The organism is Anoxybacteroides rupiense, assembly GCF_014196195.1.
Lineage (GTDB): Bacteria > Bacillota > Bacilli > Bacillales > Anoxybacillaceae > Anoxybacteroides > Anoxybacteroides rupiense.
On the sequence record NZ_JACIDF010000003.1, the window covers coordinates 245,885 to 267,772 of the forward strand.

The following is a 21,888-nucleotide window of genomic DNA, read 5'->3' on the forward strand; positions in this document are numbered from 1 at the left end:
ATTTTACAAACATATGATGGTGCTATACAATAGACGAATAGAAAGTGAAGTGTGGAGGTGTTTGCCGTGGCGAAAAAGAAAGAGACCATCGTTCCCCTCCTTCCATTGCGGGGATTGCTCGTATTCCCGACGATGGTGTTGCATCTTGATGTCGGCCGAGAAAAGTCGGTTCAAGCGTTGGAAAAGGCAATGGTCGAGGATCATATCGTTTTGCTTACATCACAAAAGGATGTTTCGATTGATGAACCGAGTGTGGACGAGCTATATGAGATGGGAACGCTGGCGCGTGTGAAGCAGCTGTTAAAGCTTCCGAACGGAACGTTCAGAGTATTAGTGGAAGGGATTTGCCGGGCGAAAATCATAGCAACGGTTCATGAAGAGCCTTGCTTTATCGTCAAGGCCGAAAAATTTGTTGATCCCGAAGTGAAAGATTTAGAAGACGAAGCTCTTAAACGGACCATGCTTGAATATTTTGAGCAATACATAAATTTATCGAAAAAACTCTCTGCTGATATTTTTGCTTCTGTAGCTGACATTGATGAACCAGGGCGGATGGCTGATATTATTGCTTCACATTTGCCGCTGAAGCTTGAAGGAAAACAAGAAATCTTAGAAACAGTAGATATTAAGGAACGAGTTCATAAAATTATTCAAGTGCTTCACAACGAAAAAGAAGTGCTGCAGCTGGAGAAAAAAATTAGTATGCGTGTGAAGCAGTCGATGGAACGGACCCAAAAGGAATACTATTTGCGCGAGCAAATGAAGGCCATTCAAAAAGAGCTTGGCGAAAAGGAAGGAAAAACAGGAGAGGTTGAAACACTTAAAGAAAAAATCGAAGCGGCTGGAATGCCGGATCATGTAAAGGAAACAGCCTTAAAAGAGCTGGACCGTTATGAGAAGGTCCCGTCTACTTCAGCGGAAAGCTCGGTAATCCGCAACTATCTTGATTGGCTCCTTGCCCTTCCGTGGAAAAAACAAACGGAGGATATTCATAACATTAAGCGAGCGGAAGCGATTCTGCATGAAGAGCATTACGGGTTGGACAAGGTGAAAGAACGGGTGCTCGAATATTTATCTGTACAGCAATTGACCCAATCACTAAAAGGTCCGATTCTTTGTTTAGCTGGTCCGCCGGGAGTCGGAAAAACATCGCTTGCTCGTTCTATCGCTAAATCGCTGAACCGTCATTTTGTTCGCATCTCGTTAGGAGGAGTGCGCGATGAATCGGAAATTCGCGGACATCGCCGCACATACGTGGGAGCGATGCCGGGACGAATTATTCAAGGAATGAAAAAAGCGGGCACCATTAATCCCGTTTTTCTGCTTGATGAAATTGATAAAATGTCGAGTGACTTCCGCGGCGATCCATCAGCAGCGCTTCTGGAGGTCCTTGACCCAGAACAAAACCATACATTCAGCGACCACTATATTGAAGAGCCGTATGATTTATCAAAAGTCATGTTTATTGCAACAGCTAACAATCTTGCTACCATTCCGCAGCCGCTATTGGATCGTATGGAAATTATTACGATACCTGGTTATACAGAGGTTGAGAAGCTTCATATCGCGCGGCAGCATTTGCTTCCAAAGCAACTGAAGGAACATGGCTTGAAAAAAGCGAGCTTGCAAATGCGCGATGAAGCCATTTTACACATCATTCGCTATTATACGCGCGAAGCCGGAGTGCGCGAGCTAGAACGTCAGCTGGCCGCCATTTGCCGAAAAGCGGCCCGCTTCATTGTATCTGAAGAAAAGAAACGAGTAGTATTGACGGAAAAGAACCTTGAAGAGTTTTTAGGAAAGCGGAAGTATCGTTACGGCCAGGCGGAGCTGCAAGATCAAATTGGAGTAGCAACAGGGCTTGCCTATACGCCATTTGGCGGAGATACGTTATCCATTGAAGTTTCCGTCACTCCTGGAAAAGGAAAATTAGTGCTGACAGGAAAACTGGGCGACGTCATGAAAGAATCGGCGCAGGCCGCCTTCAGCTATATCCGTTCTCGTGCTGAAGAGCTTGGAGTCAGTCCGGATTTTCATGAGAAAAATGATATTCATATTCATGTTCCCGAAGGAGCGATTCCAAAAGACGGGCCTTCAGCGGGAATTACCATTGCCACGGCTTTGATTTCTGCTTTGACAGGACGGCCCGTCAGCCGTTTTGTCGGGATGACGGGTGAAATTACTTTGCGTGGCCGTGTGTTGCCGATCGGCGGATTAAAAGAGAAAACATTAAGCGCCCACCGCGCGGGATTGAAAACCATTATTTTGCCAAAAGAGAATGAAAAAGACTTAGAGGATATTCCAAATATCGTGAAAAAAGATTTGGAATTTATCCTTGTCTCTCACTTAGACGAAGTATTACAACATGCATTAGTAGGGGATAAGCTATGAAGGTAACAGCAGCTGAAATTACGATAAGCGCAGTCAAGCCGGAGCAATATCCGGCTGGCATGCTTCCAGAGTTTGCATTGGCAGGGCGTTCGAATGTTGGAAAATCGTCCTTTATCAATAAAATGATTAACCGTAAAAATTTGGCGCGTACTTCTTCGAAACCCGGAAAGACGCAGACGCTGAATTTCTATCTTATTAATGAAGCGTTTTATTTTGTCGATGTTCCAGGCTATGGATTTGCTAAAGTCTCAAAGCAGGAAAGGCAAGCTTGGGGAAAAATGATGGAAACGTACTTTACAACAAGAGAGCAGCTCAAAGCCGTGATATTAGTGATCGATTTGCGTCATCCACCAACGAAGGATGATGTGATGATGTACGAATTTTTAAAATATCATCAGCTCCCAACCATTGTGGTTGCGACGAAGGCCGATAAAGTGCCAAAAGGAAAATGGCCGAAGCACCAAAAAGTCGTTCGGGAAACATTGAAAATGGCGAAAGAGGATGAAGTGATTCTTTTCTCAGCAGAAACCGGGCAAGGAAAAGAAGAAGCGTGGTCCGCTTTATTGCGCAGAATGTAATGAAGTCCAAATACAAGAAGGTAGACGAAATCCTTTTACTTCGTCTACCTTCTTTTTTAAGCATCATCCATTCTTCCGGTTTTTTCGGTTCGAATCAGGGCGAAGACAGCTTCTTATGCCGGGTACCGCATGAATTATTTCTTTTTAACAAATAATATGTATAAACCAAAAAGAATCAGCAACAACGGCCAAAATCTCCAAATCGAAGAAATGCTTGTTTGAAAAAGGAGAAAAAAATCGCTAAACCGATCAGAAAACAGCATAAAACAAGCTAAAATAAAAAAAAGCAAGCTTTGGACAAATCCGGTTTTCGTTTTTCGAGCACTGAGGAAAAAAGCCAGTGAAATAATCAAAAACAAGACGCCGATATGCTTCGGCCAGATTGGCAACAGCTGAGAAAGAAGAAAATGAAGACCAAAGCCTAATAGCACCGTACCGGGAAAGATGTGCTGATATTCACGGGCATAATATGCTTGTCCAAGCAAAGCCATTCCAAAAATAACAAGCAAAGCCGGCCAGCCTTGAAACACTTTTAAAAACGCAAGCTGCAACTGTCCTCCTAAAAAATAGATTCCTAAGCCAACCAGCACAATCCCGGAAAAAATTCCGTGTTTTTTCATCCGTCTCTCCTCATTTCTATATATGATGATGCAACTTGATGATGTTCACATCTGCAGCGATAGGGAGTTTAGGCCGTTTTCTACAGTCGGGTGGTTGAGCTACGCCGCTTCACAGAAGGATGAATGGAAGCTGAAAGCGGCATGGCTCCCACCTTCGTCACAAAGATGCGTGATAAAAAAGCAAGCCTGTGACCTTTTATAGATCGCGTTCGTTCCATCCTGAAGTTGTATAGTCTTAAAATCTGGAACATATCGTTCATCCCAAAGCAGAGCCCCATTTCCTCGACGGTAGGCGGTGAACAAGAGCTAAACAATATCCGCTCCTAGATCAATGAATTTGTTTAGAAACGATACTGTTCGGTCGTCCGACCGGTGCAATGAGCCCCTTACTGGCGCTTATGCTGTTTTTCGGCGCGCGTACGCTTTGGGTTGCGAAGCCGCTATTTTATTTGCTAGCGGCACTTATACAATAAACGTAGCTTGATGAATGCCGCTTTTTTTGTTAAGGTACATATGGGAGAAACATGATCTCGGATCAGTCAAACATCTGGTGTGATTCTGTATAAAAGTTTATCATAGACTTTCAAATTGTGTTCAAATTTTTTTTCGGTATCCTGTCCATAGACATGCTATAATATATGGAGATGTCATGTACTTTCGTTGAGGGGGTATAGGAAAAGTGCATATTCTTGTCGTTGGCATAAATTATAAAACGGCCCCTGTAGAAATTCGTGAAAAGCTTGCATTTAGCGAATCGGAATTGGTCGAAGCGATGAAGCTTTTGCAGCAGCAAAAGGGCATTTTAGAAAACGTCATCATTTCGACGTGCAATCGCACAGAAATTTATGCTGTTGTCGACCAAGTGCATACTGGGCGCTATTATATAAAAACGTTTTTAGCAAACTGGTTTCAGCTTGAAAAAGAAATATTGACGCCATATTTGACGATTTTGGAGCATGAAGCGGCGATCGAGCATCTATTTCGTGTCGCCTGCGGCTTAGATTCGATGATTTTAGGCGAGACGCAAATACTGGGACAAGTGCGTGCTAGCTTTTTGCTTGCTCAAGAGGAACACACGATTGGCACGATTTTTAAACAGCTATTTAAGCAAGCCATTACGCTCGCCAAACGTGCCCATTCTGAGACAGAAATCGGTTCAAATGCCGTGTCTGTAAGCTATGCGGCCGTAGAATTAGCGAAAAAGATTTTTGGAGATTTATCGACTAAGCGCGTTCTGATTATTGGAGCCGGAAAAATGGGGGAACTGGCTCTGCAAAATCTTTATGGAAGCGGCGTGCAGCAAGTGACGGTTATTAACCGCACATTTGAAAAGGCCAAGCATTTAGCTGAGAAATTTTCAGGGAATGCGAAGCCGCTTTCTGAGCTGCAGTGCGCCTTGATTGATGCCGACATTTTAATCAGCTCCACAGGCGCAAAAGGTTATGTCATTACGAAGGAAGTGATGACGCATGTAGAAAGAATGCGGAAAGGCCGTCCGCTTTTTATGGTGGATATCGCTGTGCCGCGCGACTTGGATCCGGCGCTTTCGGAGCTTGACAGCGTCTTCTTGTACGATATTGATGATTTAGAGGGAATTGTTCAAGCGAATTTGGCGGAACGCAAAAAAGCAGCAGAACAAATTGAAATGATGATTGAAGCTGAATTGGTGGAATTTCAGCATTGGCTCCATACATTGGGCGTTGTGCCGGTGATTGCCGCGCTTCGCGAAAAAGCATTGGCCATTCAAGAGGAAACGATGCAAAGCATCGAACGGAAGCTGCCGCATTTGTCGGAGCGTGACCGGAAAGTGTTAAATAAGCATACGAAAAGCATTATCAATCAATTGTTGCGCGACCCGATTTTGCGTGCCAAGGAATTAGCGGCTGAACCGAACGCAGAAGAGGCGCTTCAGCTGTTTGCGAAAATTTTTAATATTGAAGATGCCTTGCAAGTGCCCAAACCATCTCGCGATCCTCGCGTAGATGCTGAACGCTCGGTTGTACCATCTCTACAGCCATAAGAGAGGAATTTTGCGAATGCTAGAGATGAATGTGACAAGGTTGTACGAAATGTCCGTACTTTTGTACGCATTATCTGTGTCTTTATATTTTATAGATTTTTTGCATCATAACCGGAAGGCAAACCGCACGGCCTTCTGGTTACTTTCTATTGTCTGGGTTTTTCAAACCGCCTTTTTCTTGCTGCGCATCGTCGAAACGAAGCGTTTTCCGATTTTGACGATGTCGGAAGGCCTTTATTTTTATGCGTGGGTGTTGATCACGCTGTCGCTTGTTATCAACCGTTTGCTGCGTGTGGATTTTATCGTGTTTTTTACAAACGTACTCGCCTTTTTTATGTTGGCGCTGCATACGTTTGCGCCTGCTCATTATCAATCGGAAGCGACGGCGGAAAAGCTTATTTCTGAATTGCTGATTATTCATATTACGATGGCCATTCTCGCTTATGTGGCGTTTTCTCTATCGTTTGTTTTTTCTGTTTTATACATGATTCAGTATCATTTATTAAAGCAGAAAAAATGGGGGAAACGCTTGTTGAGAATGACGGACTTAACCAAATTGGAGGAAATGTCCCATATTTTAAATTTAATCGGATTGCCCATGTTGCTTCTTGGACTTATTTTAGGGCTCATTTGGGCTTATATTAAAATTGAACATTTTCACTGGTATGATGCAAAAGTGCTTGGTTCGTTTTTGGTGCTTGCAGTGTACAGCTTTTATTTTTACAAGAGAATTGTTCAAGGAATTCGCGGCAAAACGATCGCATTGTGGAATATCGGATCATTTTTCTTTTTACTGATCAACTTTTTCTTATTTGGTAGCTTATCGAAGTTCCATCTTTGGTATTCATAATGGAGGAAGAACATATGCGGAAAATTATTGTCGGTTCGCGCCGCAGCAAGCTTGCTTTAACGCAAACAAACTGGGTCATTTCACAGCTGAAGGAGCTTGGTGCGCCGTTCGAATTTGAAGTTAGGGAAATGGTAACAAAGGGCGATCAAATTTTACATGTGACGTTGTCCAAGGTTGGTGGAAAAGGACTATTTGTGAAAGAAATTGAACAAGCCATGCTGAATAAGGAGATTGATATGGCCGTTCATAGCATGAAAGATATGCCGGCTATCTTGCCGCATGGACTAACCATTGGCTGCGTTCCGAAGCGGGAAAATCCTCGCGATGTCATGATTAGCAAACAGCGGCTTTCATTTGCAGAGCTTCCAAGCGGAGCGGTGGTTGGAACGAGCAGTCTGCGCCGTTCTGCTCAACTGTTGGCAAGGCGCCCTGACATTCAAATAAAATGGATTCGCGGCAATATTGATACAAGGCTAGCCAAATTACAAACAGATGAATATGATGCCATCATTTTGGCTGCGGCAGGCCTTTTGCGGATGGGATGGGCTGAGGAGGTTGTGACGGAATATTTATCGACGGATATTTGCCTTCCGGCTGTCGGCCAAGGAGCGCTAGGGATTGAATGCCGTGAAGACGATGAAGAGCTGCTAGAATGGCTGCAAAAATTAAATGATCGTGAAACGGAACGCGCTGTTCTTGCAGAACGCGCCTTTTTGCGGGAAATGGAAGGAGGTTGCCAAGTTCCGATTGCCGGATACGGTTATGTGAACAAGCGAGATGAAGTCGTGTTTACAGGTCTTGTTGCTTCTCCTGATGGAAAAGAAGTCTATAAAGATATGGCTGTCGGAACCGACCCGGAGGAAGTAGGAAGAAAAACAGCCGAGGTGCTTGCGGAATTTGGAGCCAAAGCATTGATTGATCGGCTGAAAGAGGAGTTAGATCAATCATGAAAACACTTCCTTTGCAAGGGAAAAGCATCCTTGTCACAAGAGGGAAGGAGCAGGCAAATGAATTTTCAGCCAAGCTGAGAAAAGCGGGAGCTTGTCCGATAGAAATTCCGTTAATTTCTATTTCAGCTGTAACGGAACGGGAGCATGTAGAGAAATGTCTTAGCCGTTTATCAAGCTATCGTTGGCTTGTGTTTACAAGCGCAAACGGTGTCCGCTTTTTCTTTTCATTTATAACCGATAAGACGACGCTTCCTCATGTAGCGGTCGTTGGCACAAAAACGGCTCACGCTTTAGAAAAAAGGGGCATTCATCCCGATATCATACCAGATCGGTTTGTTGCCGAGGGACTGGCAGAGGCGATGAAAGCAGCGATTGAGCCCGGCGACCGAATCTTGCTTGTCAGAGGAAACCTGGCGCGACAGAATCTGAAGGAAGAGCTGGCCGAGCTTGGAGCGGAGGTTACCGATCTCGTTGTTTATGAAACACACCTTAATGAAAGCGGCAAGGAAGAACTGTTTCATTTATTGAGCAAGCGAGCGATAGATATTATGACCTTTACAAGCTCGTCAACGGTCCAAAGCTTCATGCAAATGGTTGAAGGGGAGAACTGGCAGGAATTAATCGAATCTTGCGTTATTGCCTGCATCGGGCCGATTACTAAGCATACGGCCGAACAATTCGGTTTGACGGTACATATTTGTCCTGATCAATATACAATTGATGATATGATAGAAGCGATGGAAAAATTTTTTATAAACCGTTGATTTATTGGAGGGAAAACGATGGACGCATTACAATTTCACCGCCACCGCCGTTTGCGGCAAACGGAGAATTTACGGGCGATGGTGCGGGAAACACATCTTCATGTAGAAGATTTCATTTATCCGGTTTTTGCGATCGAAGGAGAAAATGTAAAACAAGAAGTTCCATCAATGCCTGGAGTGTACCAATTTTCATTGGATCGCTTAAACGACGAAATTGCGGAAGCGGTAGAGCTCGGAATTAAATCTGTCATTATCTTCGGCATTCCGAACGAAAAAGATGAAGTAGGATCTCAAGCATATTGTGAGCATGGCATTGTGCAGAAGGCCATTCACCAAGTAAAACAATCCTTTCCTGATCTTGTGGTAATTGCCGACACATGTTTGTGCGAATATACAAGCCACGGACATTGCGGCGTTGTCGAACAGGAGGAAGTATTGAACGACCCATCGCTTGAACTGCTTGTAAAAACAGCGGTGAGCCAAGCAAGTGCCGGGGCAGATATTATCGCGCCATCCAATATGATGGACGGCTTTGTGGCGGCCATTCGCCGTGGGCTGGATGAAGCGGGCTTTGCTCACGTGCCGATTATGTCTTATGCTGTGAAATATGCCTCTGCTTTTTATGGACCGTTTCGTGATGCCGCTAATAGCACACCGCAATTTGGAGACCGCAAGACCTATCAAATGGATCCAGCCAACAGACTTGAAGCGTTTCGCGAAGCTGAGTCCGATGTGGCTGAAGGCGCCGATTTTATTATGGTAAAACCGGCTCTTGCCTATTTAGATATTATCCGCGATATGAAAAACCGTTTTCACCTTCCGATTGTGGCATACAATGTGAGCGGGGAGTACGCGATGATCAAAGCTGCGGCGCAAAACGGTTGGGTGAACGAAAAACAAATTGTGCTGGAAATGCTGCTTGGCATGAAGCGGGCCGGCGCTGACTTAATTTTAACTTACTTCGCAAAAGATGTAGCCCGCTGGCTCAAAGAATAGGGGGCGAGGGAAGATGAGAAGCTACGAACGTTCAAAACGAGCCTATCAAGAAGCGGTGCAGCTGCTGCCCGGAGGGGTGAACAGCCCCGTTCGCGCCTTTCGATCCGTAAACATGGACCCAATTTTCATGGCGCACGGAAAAGGCTCCAAGATTTATGATATCGACGGAAACGAATATATTGACTATGTTTTGTCATGGGGACCGCTTATTCTCGGACATGCAAATGAACGGGTGGTCGAAGCGCTGAAAAAAGTAGCGGAAAACGGTACAAGTTTTGGCGCGCCAACATTAATGGAAAACGAGCTAGCAAAGCTTGTGATCGAGCGTGTGCCATCGATAGACATTGTGCGCATGGTCAATTCCGGAACAGAAGCGACGATGAGCGCGTTGCGTCTAGCTCGTGGTTACACAGGACGAAACAAAATTCTTAAATTTGAAGGCTGTTATCATGGGCATGGCGACTCGTTATTAATCAAAGCCGGATCAGGAGTAGCGACACTTGGTTTACCTGACAGCCCGGGCGTGCCGAAATCCGTCGCGCAAAATACCATCACGGTGCCTTATAATGATTTAGAAAGTGTCCAATATGCTTTCGAACAATTTGGTGAAGACATTGCTGCGATCATTGTTGAACCGGTTGCCGGAAATATGGGAGTCGTTCCGCCGCTGCCTGGGTTTTTACAAGGATTGCGGGACATTACGAATGAATACGGGGCATTGCTTATTTTTGATGAGGTAATGACAGGTTTTCGTGTTGACTATCACTGTGCCCAAGGCTATTTTGGCATTATTCCGGATTTAACCTGTCTTGGTAAAGTCATCGGCGGCGGTCTTCCGGTTGGCGCATATGGCGGCAAAGCGGAGATCATGGAACGTATTGCTCCGAGCGGTCCGATCTATCAGGCTGGTACGTTATCGGGCAATCCGCTTGCGATGACAGCTGGATATGAAACATTAATTCAGCTCACTCCAGAAACATATGAACAATTTAAGAAAAAAGCGGATCGTTTAGAGGAAGGATTGCGAAAAGCGGCAGAAGCGTATGATATTCCTCATGCGATCAATCGCGCTGGTTCCATGATCGGCTTCTTCTTTACAAATGAAAAAGTCGTGAATTATGAAAAAGCGAAAACCTCCGACCTTGAGATGTTTGCCGCTTATTACCGCGAAATGGCTGAGCAAGGCGTATTCCTGCCACCGTCTCAATTTGAGGGCATGTTCTTATCGACTGCGCATACGGATGAAGATATTGAAAAAACGATTGAAGCAGCGGAAAAAGCGTTTGCTAAGCTGAAGGAAAAACGATAATGGAGACAAATGGACTGTGTACTTTCGTTAGGCACAGTCCATTTTTTTATTCATATTCTTTTTTTCACGCTCATAAATTGATAATGTCATTATAAAAAAGTTTGGACGAAAGAAACGGAAGGAGGAGTACGTTTGGATCAATCATATTTGCGCTTTTCGCTTGAGGAAGCGATCTGGTTTAAAAAGGGACAGGAAGTCCAAGAGTTTCTCTCAGTGTCTTTAGATCCGGTCATTTCCGTTGATGAATACGAGCATTATATTACCATTCGCGGAGCGCTTGAACTTAGCGGAGAATATCGTATGGCAGATGATGAAGAGGGAGAAGATGTAGAATTATACGACTTTGGTACGCATCGGTTTATTCAGCACATTGAAACACGTGAAGATGGAATCACGGAGCTGTTTCATCGATTTCCTGTCGATATTACCATTCCGAAGAACCGGATTGTGAATTTGGAAGATGTTTATGTCACGATTGAATCATTTGATTATGATTTAGGGCAAGATGGCCGTCTCTCGTTAATGGCGGATATTTCGATAAGCGGAATCAGTGAAGACACGGATGATGAAGCCGAGGATGAAGATGGGGAACCATGGTTCGAGCCGTTTGAAACAGTGGCGCGCAAGGAACTTTATGATGAAGAATATGAAGATGAATATGGCCGCTTTGAATCCAGCATCCATGCGGAAAACGAAGAGAATCTCGAAAACCATGGATGGAGTAATGAAAATGCTGAACAAGACAACGAGCATTGGAATCCTATTTTCGACCAAGCTGAAGAAAATGAAGAGACAGAGCCGGAGTTTGAAAATCACGGTCCGTTGATCGCCAACAACGAAAACAATGAAGCGCCAGAGCATGAAACAAAAGTATCAATTGGAGCATCCAAGCATAAGGATCAGGAAAACCATCAAGCTGTCGAGGGCGAAGAAACAAAAAAACAGAGAAAAGAAAATGCTCTCTATTTAACACAGTTGTTTTCAAAGGATCAAGCAGAAGATTTTTCAAGACTAAAAATTTGCATTGTTCAGCAAGGCGATTCGATGGACAAGATTGCACAGCGTTACGATTTAAGCATCCAACAAATATTAAGGGCCAACCAGCTTGACTATGAAGCTGAGCTTCGTGAAGGACAGCTATTATATATCCCCGTGCCGGCCAATAGCCGCCCGTAAGCCTAAAAATCTCCCACTTTCACGTCTTATCACAGCGAAAAAGTGGGAGATTTCTTTTCGAATGCAAGGAAAGGGGGATTTTTTTGAATACGCGATTGGATGACCATGTCATTTTAAGACAATATCATTTGCAGCCTTCCCATATTGTGAATGATGGAAAGGTGAAAAAAATATATACAAATGAAGGGATTTTTGTGCTCAAGGAAATCAAAAGCCAAAAAAGCCTTCAGGCAGTGGAGCAAGCGTATCGGTTTTACGGACCGCATATCGTGCCCATTTACGCCGCGAGAAATGGGGCGCCATTTGTCGCAGAAGCCGGCCGCTATTATTATTTAATGCCGTGGATATCCGGCGAGGAAAAGCGTGAGGAGAACCGCTTTCTTTCGTTTTTTCGCGATCTTGCGTGGCTGCATCGCCAGACGCTGCAAGAGGTTCCAATCAATCAAGAAGAAGTGAAAAAATATTACGAGGCACAGAAGCAGGAATGGGAAAAGCAGCGCTCATTTTTGCAAGCTTATGCGGAGCAATGCGAGAAAGAGTGGTATATGTCCCCCTTTCAGCTGCACTTTTGTACGTATTTTCGTGAAACGATGCAGGCATACTGGTTTGCGGAGACGCAGCTCGAAACTTGGTATGAACGAATAAAAGAACAAAAAAAGTGGCGGATTTCTTTCATTCATGGAAAGCCGGCGTTATCTCATTATATTCCTAACCATCATCAGGAAAAACGGTATTTTTTAAGCTGGGAACGGGCGCGCTGGGCTTCGCCGCTTGCCGATGTATGGCTATCTTTACAAGACTACGTGCGGATCGCGCCGCCAATGGATGAAAGCTGGATTCAGGGATTCAGCGAATATGAAGGGCAATTGATGATTCAGGAGGAAGAGAGGGCTTTTTTTATGAGCCACGCCGCTCCTCCGTCTCACTTCTATCGATTGATTTCCCGATATGGAGAACAAAAGCAGAAAAAGAGCGAATACGATAGCGTTGTGCAGCTGCATCGGGAATATTGGAGAATGAAGCACATAGAATATATCATGATGCGGCTTGTCCAGATCAATGAAAAAAAGGGGGAAGAGCAAACCCTAAATCCACTCGAGCCGGAAAGCGATCGCCAGCAAGATGAAGATCGCCAATAAGATGACATCGAAGGTCGTTGGCAAGAAAATCGTTCGAACCGCCTGAAAAATCGTAATCGGAATAATGATTTGCACACAAACGATGCGAATTTGCCGAAGCCATGGCGGCCAAGAATATGGATTAAACCTTTTCATGGATGCTCCCTCCTTTCTATCAGCCATTACTATTACAGTATGAAACCAAACGTTTTTTGTCACCGGAAATCAAAGATAAGAATAAACCGATAAAAAGATGGAAAAGATGATTGACGATGAAATTGGTTTTTCGGTAGTATGTATAGTGAACAGATGAAAAGCGAAGACAGGGAAGAGTACAACGAATAACCCTTTCAGAGAGGGAAATCAATAGCTGCGAGATTTCCTAGGACGTTATCGTTGGAAGGTCGCCCTTGAGCTGCTTCTTTGAACAGCGCTTAGCTTAGTAAAAGAAGCCGGTTGCAGCCGTTAATGCCTGAGGTGCCTAAGCGTTTTTTGGTTTGCTTAGGAAAAAAGGTGGTACCGCGAAAGAGATCTCCTTTCGTCCTTTTCGGATGAAGGGAGTTTTTTATTTTGCAGAAACATCATTAGGAGGGATAAACAGATGGATACAAAAGAGTTGACGATGCCGACGAAGTACGATCATAAAGCGGTTGAAACGAATCGCTATCAATGGTGGCTTGAAGGCAAATTTTTTGAAGCGGCTGGCGGAGAAGACAAGCAGCCGTTTACCATCGTCATTCCGCCGCCGAACGTAACAGGAAAACTGCATTTAGGACATGCGTGGGATACGACGCTGCAAGACATTATCACACGCATTAAGCGAATGCAAGGCTATGATGTGTTATGGCTTCCGGGAATGGACCATGCAGGTATTGCGACGCAGGCAAAGGTGGAAGAAAAACTGCGCAATCAGGGACTTTCTCGTTACGATTTAGGGAGAGAAAAATTTGTGGAGGAAACATGGAAGTGGAAAGAGGAATATGCGAGCCATATTCGTGCGCAATGGGCAAAATTAGGCCTTGGGCTTGATTACACACGCGAGCGCTTTACCTTAGATGAAGGGTTATCAAAGGCGGTGCGTGAAGTATTTGTGTCCCTTTACCGAAAAGGGTTGATTTATCGCGGAGAATATATTATCAACTGGGATCCAGTGACAAAAACCGCTTTATCAGATATTGAAGTGATTTACAAAGACGTGCAAGGTGCGCTCTATCATATGCGCTATCCGCTCGCCGACGGCTCAGGATATATTGAGGTAGCGACAACGCGTCCAGAAACCATGCTTGGTGACACAGCAGTGGCCGTGCATCCAGAAGATGAACGCTATCAACATTTAATTGGCAAAACGGTGATTCTGCCGATTACCGGTCGGGAAATCCCGATTATTGGCGATGAATACGTCGATATGGAGTTTGGCTCTGGAGCTGTCAAAATTACTCCTGCACATGATCCGAACGACTTTGAAATCGGCAATCGCCATAATCTGCCGCGCATTCTCGTCATGAACGAAGACGGAACAATGAACGATCACGCTATGCAGTATAAAGGATTGGACCGTTTTGAATGCCGCAAGAAAATTGTCAAGGATCTCCAAGAGCAAGGCGTCTTATTTAAAATTGAAGAGCATTTGCATTCTGTGGGCCATAGCGAGCGCAGCGGAGCTGTTGTCGAGCCGTATTTATCAACACAATGGTTCGTGAACATGAAGCCGCTTGCTGAAGCCGCGATTGAATGGCAAAAAAGAGAGGACAAAGTCAACTTTGTGCCAGAGCGATTTGAGAAAACGTATTTACATTGGATGGAAAATATCCGCGATTGGTGTATTTCACGGCAATTATGGTGGGGACATCGCATCCCGGCTTGGTATCACAAAGAAACGGGTGACATCTATGTGGATCATGAACCGCCGGCAGATATTGAAAACTGGGAACAAGATCCAGATGTATTAGATACATGGTTCAGCTCGGCATTGTGGCCATTTTCAACAATGGGCTGGCCAAATAAAGAGTCAAGTGATTATCAGCGCTACTATCCAACGGATGTGCTTGTAACAGGCTACGACATCATTTTCTTCTGGGTATCGCGCATGATTTTCCAAGCTCTTGAATTTACCGGCACTCGTCCGTTTAAAGATGTATTGATCCATGGCTTGGTACGCGATGCTCAAGGACGAAAAATGAGTAAATCGCTCGGCAATGGCGTGGACCCGATGGACGTCATCGACCAATATGGCGCTGATTCGCTGCGTTATTTCTTAGCGACAGGCAGCTCGCCGGGCCAAGACCTACGCTTCAGCACGGAAAAGGTAGAAGCAACATGGAATTTTGCCAATAAAGTATGGAACGCTTCACGTTTCGCCCTGATGAATATGGGCGGTTTAACGTATGAAGAGATTGATTTGGACGGTGAAAAATCCGTTGCTGATAAATGGATTTTAACTCGTTTAAATGAAACGATTGAAACGGTTACAAAGCTTGTAGAAAAATATGAGTTCGGCGAAGTCGGACGCGTTCTTTATAACTTTATTTGGGACGATCTATGCGACTGGTACATTGAAATGGCGAAACTGCCCCTATATGGCGCTGATGAAGCGGCCAAAAAAACTACTCGTTCGGTGCTTGCCTATGTACTTGATCAAACGATGCGCCTGCTGCATCCATTTATGCCGTTCATTACCGAGGAAATTTGGCAGCATTTGCCTCATGAAGGCAAATCCATTACGGTCGCATCTTGGCCAAAGGTGCGTTCTGAATGGACAGATCGTGAAGCGGCCGAAGAAATGCGTCTGCTTGTTGATATAATCCGTGCCGTGCGCAATATTCGCGCGGAAGTGAATACTCCGTTAAGCAAGCCCATTAAACTGCATATTAAAGCAAAGGATGCTGCTATTCAAGCAACGCTTGAGCGAAACCGCGCTTACATTGAACGCTTCTGCAATCCTAGCGAGCTGGTGATTGGTACAGATATAGCTGCAGCTGAAAAAGCGATGACAGCGGTCGTTACCGGCGCAGAGCTCAGCTTGCCGCTTGAGGGCCTTATCAATATTGAAGAAGAATTAAAGCGTTTAGAAAAAGAACTTGAAAAGCTCGATAAAGAGGTAGAACGAGTTCAGAAGAAACTAAGCAACGAAGGCTTCATCAGCAAAGCGCCGGCGCATGTCATTGAGGAAGAACGCAAAAAAGAACAAGACTACATGGAAAAACGCGATGCTGTGCGGGCGCGCATCGCTGAATTAAAAGGATAGACCACAAGTGTTGATGATGCATGCCCAGTCGGCAAGCGAATGGCTTGGCGAATATGGCAGAAAAGCTAGGAATTAAGCAATGTCAATAGGATTTTATTGGATCATCAACACATCTGAGGATAGACAATAGCTGAATCGGTCATATATGATGAAGACGGGTCCATGCGTAGGATTCCGTCTTCCTTTTGCTTGCCGCAAAAAATCCGTGAGGAGGAGAGAACATGATCCAAACATATGATGAGGCACTCAAATGGATTCATCAACGGTTACGCTTGGGAATTAAGCCAGGATTAAAGCGGATGGAATGGATGATGGACAAGCTTGGCCATCCAGAGCGCCGAGTAAAAGCTGTTCATATTGCAGGAACAAACGGAAAAGGGTCGACGCTTTGCTATTTACGACAAATTTTACAGGAAGCGGGCTATTCAGTCGGAACGTTCACGTCTCCTTATGTTGAACAATTCAACGAACGGATAAGTGTGAACGGTCAGCCGATTTCCAATGCGGAGCTGCTTCAGCTTGCGCAAACCATCGAGCCGCTTGCTGAAGAGTTAGGGAAAACGGAGCTTGGAGAGCCGACCGAATTTGAAATCATTACAGCCATGATGTTTTATTACTTTGGCAAAGTGAACATTCAAGATGTGGTTGTGATAGAAACAGGCCTTGGAGGGCGATTCGATTCCACGAATATCATTTATCCATTGCTATCGATTATTACAAACATCGGGTATGACCATATGCATATATTAGGGGAAACGCTTGAAGCAATCGCATTTGAAAAAGCGGGCATTATCAAGCCGGGAGTTCCCGTGATCACGGCTGTTGAGCAACCAGAGGCGCTTCAGGTTATAAAAGAGAGAGCAGCTGAGGCAAAAGCGAAGGCCTATATTCTTGACCGTGATTTTGCCGCAGCAGACTTTGAGCCAATAGAGACAGGAGAGCAATTTTCCGTCGAAACGCCGTTTGCCCAATATCCTCTTTTAGCAACGACGATGTTTGGAGCGCACCAAGTGAAAAATGCGGCGCTTGCCGTCATGGCCGCTGATTATTTGCGGACCTATTATTCTTTTATTATTGAAGAATCTCATATTCGCAGTGGAATTGAACAGGCGCAATGGCTGGGGCGCTTTGAAAGGATTTCTAATGAACCGCTCATGATTATTGATGGAGCTCATAATGAGGAAGGGATTCAGAGCTTGATTGAAACGGTAAAAACACATTATGCGGATAAAGCTGTGCATATCTTATTTGCCGCTTTAACAGATAAACCGCTCAACAAAATGATTCAGCCACTTGCGAATATGGCTGCTTCGATCACGTTCACATCGTTCGATTTTCCGCGGGCAGCGACGGCTAAACAGCTCGAGGAGCTATGCTCACATCCAAATAAAGCATGTACGGAGAATTGGCAAGAATGGCTGACTGAAAAACAAGAAAAATATACAGAACAAGATCTTTTTTTAATTACGGGATCGCTTTATTATATTTCAGAAGTACGAAAGTTTTTAAAAAATTAATATATTTATAGCTATGATTGCTGTTATAATAAAGAAAATGGGACTTTGGGAGGGGGGATTGCTGTGAAAAGGTCATTTTTGGTACTTTTGTCGGTGTTGCTGCTGCTTCCGTTTTTTCCGGCAAGCTTTGTAAAACATGCTGCCGCAAGCACCAATTCGTTTGAAGTGTTGGAGATTGTAAGTCAATTATCTTCTCCATCGCCTTTACAGCAGGAAATCGGCAGTCGCCAAGATATTAACATCACGACGATGACGATGAAGCGATTTGTGGCGCTGCGCGATGAACTGGATGGCAAATACGACGCGATTGTGATTTCAAAAGGAGATTATAGTCCTGCTTCCGTCAAGTCATCACCAGACTCCAGTTCTTCGCAGCGAGCCCGTGCCCATGATACGAGAGACGTGATGAACGATATAACCAATTTACGCGCGCAGCAAATCAAACAGTTTTATATTGATAAAGGGTTGCCCGTGTTTCTGCATCAAGACGTATTCAAATATACCGACAGTAAATTGTACCAACAGTTTAAGCAGTATCGAGCAAACACGGCCAGCAACGTGATTGTGTTCCAAAATCAAACCGGTCTCGCCAATTATTTAGCGAACCGGGCGGGCCGTCCGCGCGTCCAGGTGACAAGCGCCCCATCATCCACGCAAGTATTTAAAAAAGGAGACAGCATCACCTTTTCTTATCAGATTGTCAATTACCAACGCTTTTCAAATAAGCTGCTTACTGTTAATTTGTATATTGATTCTGATTTTAACGATCAATATACGAATGAAGAAATTGTGGCTTCTAGGGAAGTCAAGAGTCAGTCAGGCACGATTTCTTACACGTTTCCAGCCGGATTTTCCGGCGTGCGCTACTGGAAGCTGGAAGTCGTTGACGAGGCTACAGCACTGAAGGACTATGAAAAAGGATATGTCAAATTTCAGGATGTCGTCCCTAAAATTAACGTGCTGCAAATCCGCAGCGGAAATGATGCCAGCTCGCTTCTAAACAGCAAAAACATGAACCAGTCCTATTTAAAGCGGACGAATGAATATGAAATTTCGATCGATGTGACAACATTAAGCGACTTTCAAAAAAGCCGGCAATATGAACCGAATTACTCTCATGAAGTGATCAATGGCAAGTACGATATGATTATTTTCGGATTTGCCGATTGTTATAACGGCTGTAACAATCCCATCAACTTAAACGCGAATGCGGTCCAGTCTGTGAAGAATTTTATTGCGACAGGACAAAGTGTCATGTTTACTCATGATATTATGTTTGGAAAAAATAACGTTTGGGTGAATGAATTCGGACCCATTGTCGGCCAAATTCAGCCGCAAACGGATTTAGGAAACGGAGCGCCGAATACGTCGACAAGCACGAAAAGGGTGAACAGCGGCTTAATCACCGACTATCCGTTTCAGCTTGCTGACAACATTACAGTGGCCACGACGCACAATCAATATTATACGCTCGATCTCGAAGACAGCTCGGTCATTCCTTGGTATAACATCGTCGGGTCCAATCGCGATGTGTATGACAGCTGGAACCATTACTATACGTATTCGAAAGGAAATGTGACCTATTCGGGAACGGGGCATGTCGGCACATCGGCTGGCTTCCCAGACGATGAGCAAAAGCTGTTCGTCAATACAATGTATCGTGCCTTTTTCGGTTCCAATCATGCACCGCAGCTGACCGTGTTTACCCCGCGGGAGACGGAGGAAATTCCGAGCAATCAAAAGATTGAGCTGTCTTATAAGGTGGAAGATTTGGATTTAACGGACCGCACGCTGGCCACAAAAGTATGGCTGAACGGAAACGAAGTATATTCGAACAGCCTTGTGCCAAACGGAACGACAGTCATTCAGTCGATTCCTCATCAAATGCCGAACGGTGGGAAAGCGACTATCAAAATTGAAGTAACAGACGCAAAAGGAGCCAAAGTGACGAAGGAGTTTCAAGTAACCATTCAAAGGGTGACCGCCAATCTTGAGGTGAGCCGCTCCATTACAGCGACGCTGACTCCTGTTGATCGCAGCGTGACAGTGGAGTATACGCTGAACCCAAAACAGCTTTCCTTAACGACTAACTCGCCGTTAACCGTCACCAATATTCAGTTTCAAGAAAAGCTGCCGGCTGGCGTGGAGGTGACCTCGCTTCCAAACGGCTTTACGAAACAAGGAAGCATCGATCAGGGGTATACGATTACAGGAAAATTGCCGGACATTTCGTATCAGCAGAATGGCTCGCTCTTTACAGCGCCTCAGCAGACCTTTGCCATTCAGCTGACGCCGACGAAAAAAGGGGAGTTTTCGCTGCAGCAAGCTACTTTATCGTATCAAGATTTGAATGGCCAGACAGCGAATTTGTCCTTTAATCCGCTGCGCTTTGTGTCTGATTATGAAATCACCAGTGTCTCACTTCCTGATACCGTCTTTATCAATCGCGGCGTACCGAAAAATTTAAACCTGCTTTTGAGCATTTCGCCGCAAAACGCTACCGTCGCATCGATAGAATGGAGCGAAGCTAGCAATGGATCGATCGTATCAGTGGACAAAATGGGAGTGCTTACCGCGATCAATAAAGGAAGTGCGGAAGTAACGGTGAAAGTGAAAGACGCATTTGGCAATGAACGAACGGCAAAAACAAAAGCGATCGTCCGCATTCCGGTCGATTCGATCGAGATGAGCGATTTTACGGTTAGGGTCGGAGAGACCATACCAATTCCGATCACCGTTACACCAGCGGATGCGAGGGAAAGCGTTGCGTATTCCATTGGCGATAATCGATATGCCGATCTCGATCAAATCAATGGGACGATAACCGGAAAAACAGAAGGAGTGACCACATTGACCGCGAAAGCCTTTGATGCGGACGATCAGCTGGTGGAGAAGACGGTCAATGTCACAGTTCGAGCCGTTCCGGTCGAGAGCGTCACTGTTTTTCCAGCGACGGCCTCCATCCATCTTCATGACAAGCTTTCTTTGAAGGTGACGATTTTGCCGGAAAACGCAACAAATAAGCAGGTTCAATGGAGATCATCCGATGCCAGCATTGCCACAGTGGATGAAAACGGAACAGTGGTTGGTGTGGGTACAGGAACAGCGGTGATTACGGCGACCGCCCACAATGGAGTTCAAGGAACCGCTGTCATTCATGTGGGAGTGCCCTTGACCGGAATTTCGCTTCCGTCAACGATAACGGTCGAAAAAGGAAAAACGTTCAGCGTGCGAGCTTATTTGGCGAAAATACCAGCCAATGCGACCACTTCAATTACAAGCTATGAATATCATGTAGAGGACAGTTATTATGCGGTCGTCGATGACAGCGGAGAAGTTACTGGCAAACGACTAGGACAGACGGTGCTTACCGTTCAAGTGACGGATGAAAACAGTAAGGTTTGGACGGCGACGACCACGATTCGCATCGTCGAGCACACGGATCATTCAAATGGCGGCGAAAATGGCTGGCTGTATTAGATAAGGATGTGAAGCAGCGTGAAAAAACTATGGATCATCATGCTCATAGCATTGTTATTAGGCGGCTGCTTTCCATCGAAGGAAGAAAAGCGGCAGCAATTGATTCAAGCGATTCAAAAGGGCGATATCCAAGCAGTCAGGCAATATATTGCCGAGGAAAAGGATGTCAATTTTAAGACAAAAAACGGATCCCCTCTCGATATCGCGATGCAGCAAAACAAGAAACAGGTGGCTCTTGAGCTTTTGCAGGCGGGGGCGAAGTCGGCTTACATGCCGCTTCCTCCGCTTAGTTTTGTGATTGTTGCGGCCTCTTCGCAAGGAGCTGAGCAAAACGGCGAGCTTGTCGAGAAGATGGCCAATCAGCGCACGGCAAAAGAGCGCGATCGCGATGGCAATACGCCGCTTCATTATGCCGCTGGCAGCGGCGAATTAGAATGGGTTCGGCTTCTTTATCAACAAGGAGCGGACGTCAATGCCGCCAATCAAAGCGGAACGACACCGTTAATGGTCGCCGCGCAAAGCGGACAGACGGAAATCGTTCAATTTTTACATGAGCACGGGGCGGACATTGACCATGCAGACAAAGAAGGGGAAACCGCTTTATTTCAAGCGGTGGCCGGAAATTACTTAGAAACGGTTCGCTATTTGCTAAAGGCACGGGCCGATGTCAATGCCCAAACGAAAATTGGCAAAACGGCGCTTATGATCGCAGCGGAGTACGGTTATGAACCGCTTGTATCCCTGCTTTTAGAGCACGGAGCCGATGTGCGCGTCAAAGATCAAACCGGAAACACCGCTTTATCGTTAGCCACCTATTGGCATCATGAGAAAATTATTCAGCAATTAAAGCGAAAAGGAGCTCAGTAACCGAGCTC

General features: G+C 45.1%; 16 protein-coding genes and 1 other annotated feature. Of the genes, 14 read left to right on the forward strand and 2 right to left on the reverse strand.

Features of this window, described 5'->3' with window-relative positions:
* Positions 1-66 precede the first annotated feature (66 nt).
* Both lon and yihA read left to right on the forward strand, forming a co-directional pair.
* Positions 67-2,391: an endopeptidase La gene (gene lon / locus GGQ95_RS07120; protein WP_066146263.1), complete on the forward strand. Its 2,325-nt coding sequence runs from the start codon at positions 67-69 to the stop codon at positions 2,389-2,391.
* On the forward strand, positions 2,388-2,969 hold the full coding sequence (gene yihA, locus GGQ95_RS07125) for a ribosome biogenesis GTP-binding protein YihA/YsxC (RefSeq protein WP_066146260.1): 582 nt from the start codon (positions 2,388-2,390) through the stop codon (positions 2,967-2,969). Before lon ends, yihA begins: the two co-directional genes overlap by 4 nt.
* A 134-nt stretch (positions 2,970-3,103) precedes the next feature.
* On the opposite strand, the gene GGQ95_RS07130 is transcribed toward yihA, so the two are convergent.
* Entirely contained in the window at positions 3,104-3,589 is a 486-nt protein-coding gene (locus tag GGQ95_RS07130; protein ID WP_080862116.1) for a LiaI-LiaF-like domain-containing protein, read from the reverse strand.
* Between the two features lie 679 nt (positions 3,590-4,268).
* On the opposite strand from GGQ95_RS07130, the gene hemA reads away from it, so the two are divergent.
* The 8 genes from hemA to ysxE all read left to right on the forward strand — a co-directional run bounded on the left by hemA (position 4,269) and on the right by ysxE (position 12,793).
* Positions 4,269-5,609, forward strand: a complete 1,341-nt coding sequence (gene hemA, locus GGQ95_RS07135; RefSeq protein WP_044742942.1) for a glutamyl-tRNA reductase — start codon at positions 4,269-4,271, stop codon at positions 5,607-5,609.
* Positions 5,610-5,625: 16 nt separating this feature from the next.
* The gene (locus GGQ95_RS07140; protein ID WP_044742941.1) at positions 5,626-6,459 is read left to right on the forward strand and encodes a cytochrome C assembly family protein; all 834 of its coding nucleotides are present in this window, start codon (positions 5,626-5,628) and stop codon (positions 6,457-6,459) included.
* A gap of 14 nt (positions 6,460-6,473) precedes the next feature.
* Positions 6,474-7,409, forward strand: a complete 936-nt coding sequence (hemC, locus tag GGQ95_RS07145) for a hydroxymethylbilane synthase (RefSeq protein ID WP_044742940.1) — start codon at positions 6,474-6,476, stop codon at positions 7,407-7,409.
* Entirely contained in the window at positions 7,406-8,173 is a 768-nt protein-coding gene (locus tag GGQ95_RS07150) for a uroporphyrinogen-III synthase (protein WP_080862118.1), read from the forward strand. Before hemC ends, GGQ95_RS07150 begins: the two co-directional genes overlap by 4 nt.
* 18 nt (positions 8,174-8,191) lie before the next feature.
* Complete coding sequence (hemB, locus tag GGQ95_RS07155; RefSeq protein WP_159720222.1) at positions 8,192-9,169, forward strand: porphobilinogen synthase; 978 nt, start codon at positions 8,192-8,194, stop codon at positions 9,167-9,169.
* Between the two features lie 13 nt (positions 9,170-9,182).
* Positions 9,183-10,478 carry a glutamate-1-semialdehyde 2,1-aminomutase gene (gene hemL, locus GGQ95_RS07160; protein WP_080862120.1) on the forward strand — a complete coding sequence of 432 codons (1,296 nt, stop codon included), beginning with the start codon at positions 9,183-9,185 and terminating at the stop codon, positions 10,476-10,478.
* 132 nt (positions 10,479-10,610) lie between these two features.
* Positions 10,611-11,654 carry a stage VI sporulation protein D gene (gene spoVID, locus GGQ95_RS07165; RefSeq protein WP_066146242.1) on the forward strand — a complete coding sequence of 348 codons (1,044 nt, stop codon included), beginning with the start codon at positions 10,611-10,613 and terminating at the stop codon, positions 11,652-11,654.
* 83 nt (positions 11,655-11,737) lie between these two features.
* Complete coding sequence (ysxE, locus tag GGQ95_RS07170; protein ID WP_183186540.1) at positions 11,738-12,793, forward strand: spore coat protein YsxE; 1,056 nt, start codon at positions 11,738-11,740, stop codon at positions 12,791-12,793.
* On the opposite strand, the gene GGQ95_RS07175 is transcribed toward ysxE, so the two are convergent.
* The gene (locus GGQ95_RS07175; RefSeq protein ID WP_044742934.1) at positions 12,740-12,928 is read right to left on the reverse strand and encodes a YszA family small membrane protein; all 189 of its coding nucleotides are present in this window, start codon (positions 12,926-12,928) and stop codon (positions 12,740-12,742) included. The two genes, ysxE and GGQ95_RS07175, sit on opposite strands and share 54 nt — an antisense overlap.
* 154 nt (positions 12,929-13,082) lie before the next feature.
* Positions 13,083-13,321 (forward strand) — a binding site (T-box leader).
* A gap of 52 nt (positions 13,322-13,373) precedes the next feature.
* Here GGQ95_RS07175 and GGQ95_RS07180 point away from each other — a divergent pair.
* From GGQ95_RS07180 to GGQ95_RS07195, 4 genes are all read left to right on the forward strand, one after another.
* A complete protein-coding gene (locus GGQ95_RS07180; protein WP_183186541.1) occupies positions 13,374-16,016 on the forward strand; it encodes a valine--tRNA ligase in 2,643 nt (880 codons plus the stop codon).
* Positions 16,017-16,237: 221 nt separating this feature from the next.
* Positions 16,238-17,533 (forward strand): bifunctional folylpolyglutamate synthase/dihydrofolate synthase, encoded by a 1,296-nt coding sequence (locus GGQ95_RS07185; protein WP_183186542.1) that lies wholly within the window; start codon positions 16,238-16,240, stop codon positions 17,531-17,533.
* A 63-nt stretch (positions 17,534-17,596) separates the two neighbouring features.
* A complete protein-coding gene (locus GGQ95_RS07190; RefSeq protein WP_183186543.1) occupies positions 17,597-21,013 on the forward strand; it encodes an Ig-like domain-containing protein in 3,417 nt (1,138 codons plus the stop codon).
* 18 nt (positions 21,014-21,031) lie between these two features.
* On the forward strand, positions 21,032-21,880 hold the full coding sequence (locus tag GGQ95_RS07195; protein ID WP_183186544.1) for an ankyrin repeat domain-containing protein: 849 nt from the start codon (positions 21,032-21,034) through the stop codon (positions 21,878-21,880).
* Positions 21,881-21,888: the final 8 nt, after the last annotated feature.

What these genes read in the sequence shown, in the direction of transcription:
- GGQ95_RS07185 (WP_183186542.1), top strand. Translation starts at nt 16,238, where the DNA reads ATGATCCAAACATATGATGAGGCACTCAAATGGATTCATCAACGGTTA.
- GGQ95_RS07150 (WP_080862118.1), top strand. Translation starts at nt 7,406, where the DNA reads ATGAAAACACTTCCTTTGCAAGGGAAAAGCATCCTTGTCACAAGAGGG.
- GGQ95_RS07175 (WP_044742934.1), bottom strand. Translation starts at nt 12,928, where the DNA reads ATGAAAAGGTTTAATCCATATTCTTGGCCGCCATGGCTTCGGCAAATT.
- hemB (WP_159720222.1), top strand. Translation starts at nt 8,192, where the DNA reads ATGGACGCATTACAATTTCACCGCCACCGCCGTTTGCGGCAAACGGAG.
- yihA (WP_066146260.1), top strand. Translation starts at nt 2,388, where the DNA reads ATGAAGGTAACAGCAGCTGAAATTACGATAAGCGCAGTCAAGCCGGAG.
- hemC (WP_044742940.1), top strand. Translation starts at nt 6,474, where the DNA reads ATGCGGAAAATTATTGTCGGTTCGCGCCGCAGCAAGCTTGCTTTAACG.
- GGQ95_RS07130 (WP_080862116.1), bottom strand. Translation starts at nt 3,589, where the DNA reads ATGAAAAAACACGGAATTTTTTCCGGGATTGTGCTGGTTGGCTTAGGA.
- GGQ95_RS07180 (WP_183186541.1), top strand. Translation starts at nt 13,374, where the DNA reads ATGGATACAAAAGAGTTGACGATGCCGACGAAGTACGATCATAAAGCG.
- GGQ95_RS07140 (WP_044742941.1), top strand. Translation starts at nt 5,626, where the DNA reads ATGCTAGAGATGAATGTGACAAGGTTGTACGAAATGTCCGTACTTTTG.
- hemL (WP_080862120.1), top strand. Translation starts at nt 9,183, where the DNA reads ATGAGAAGCTACGAACGTTCAAAACGAGCCTATCAAGAAGCGGTGCAG.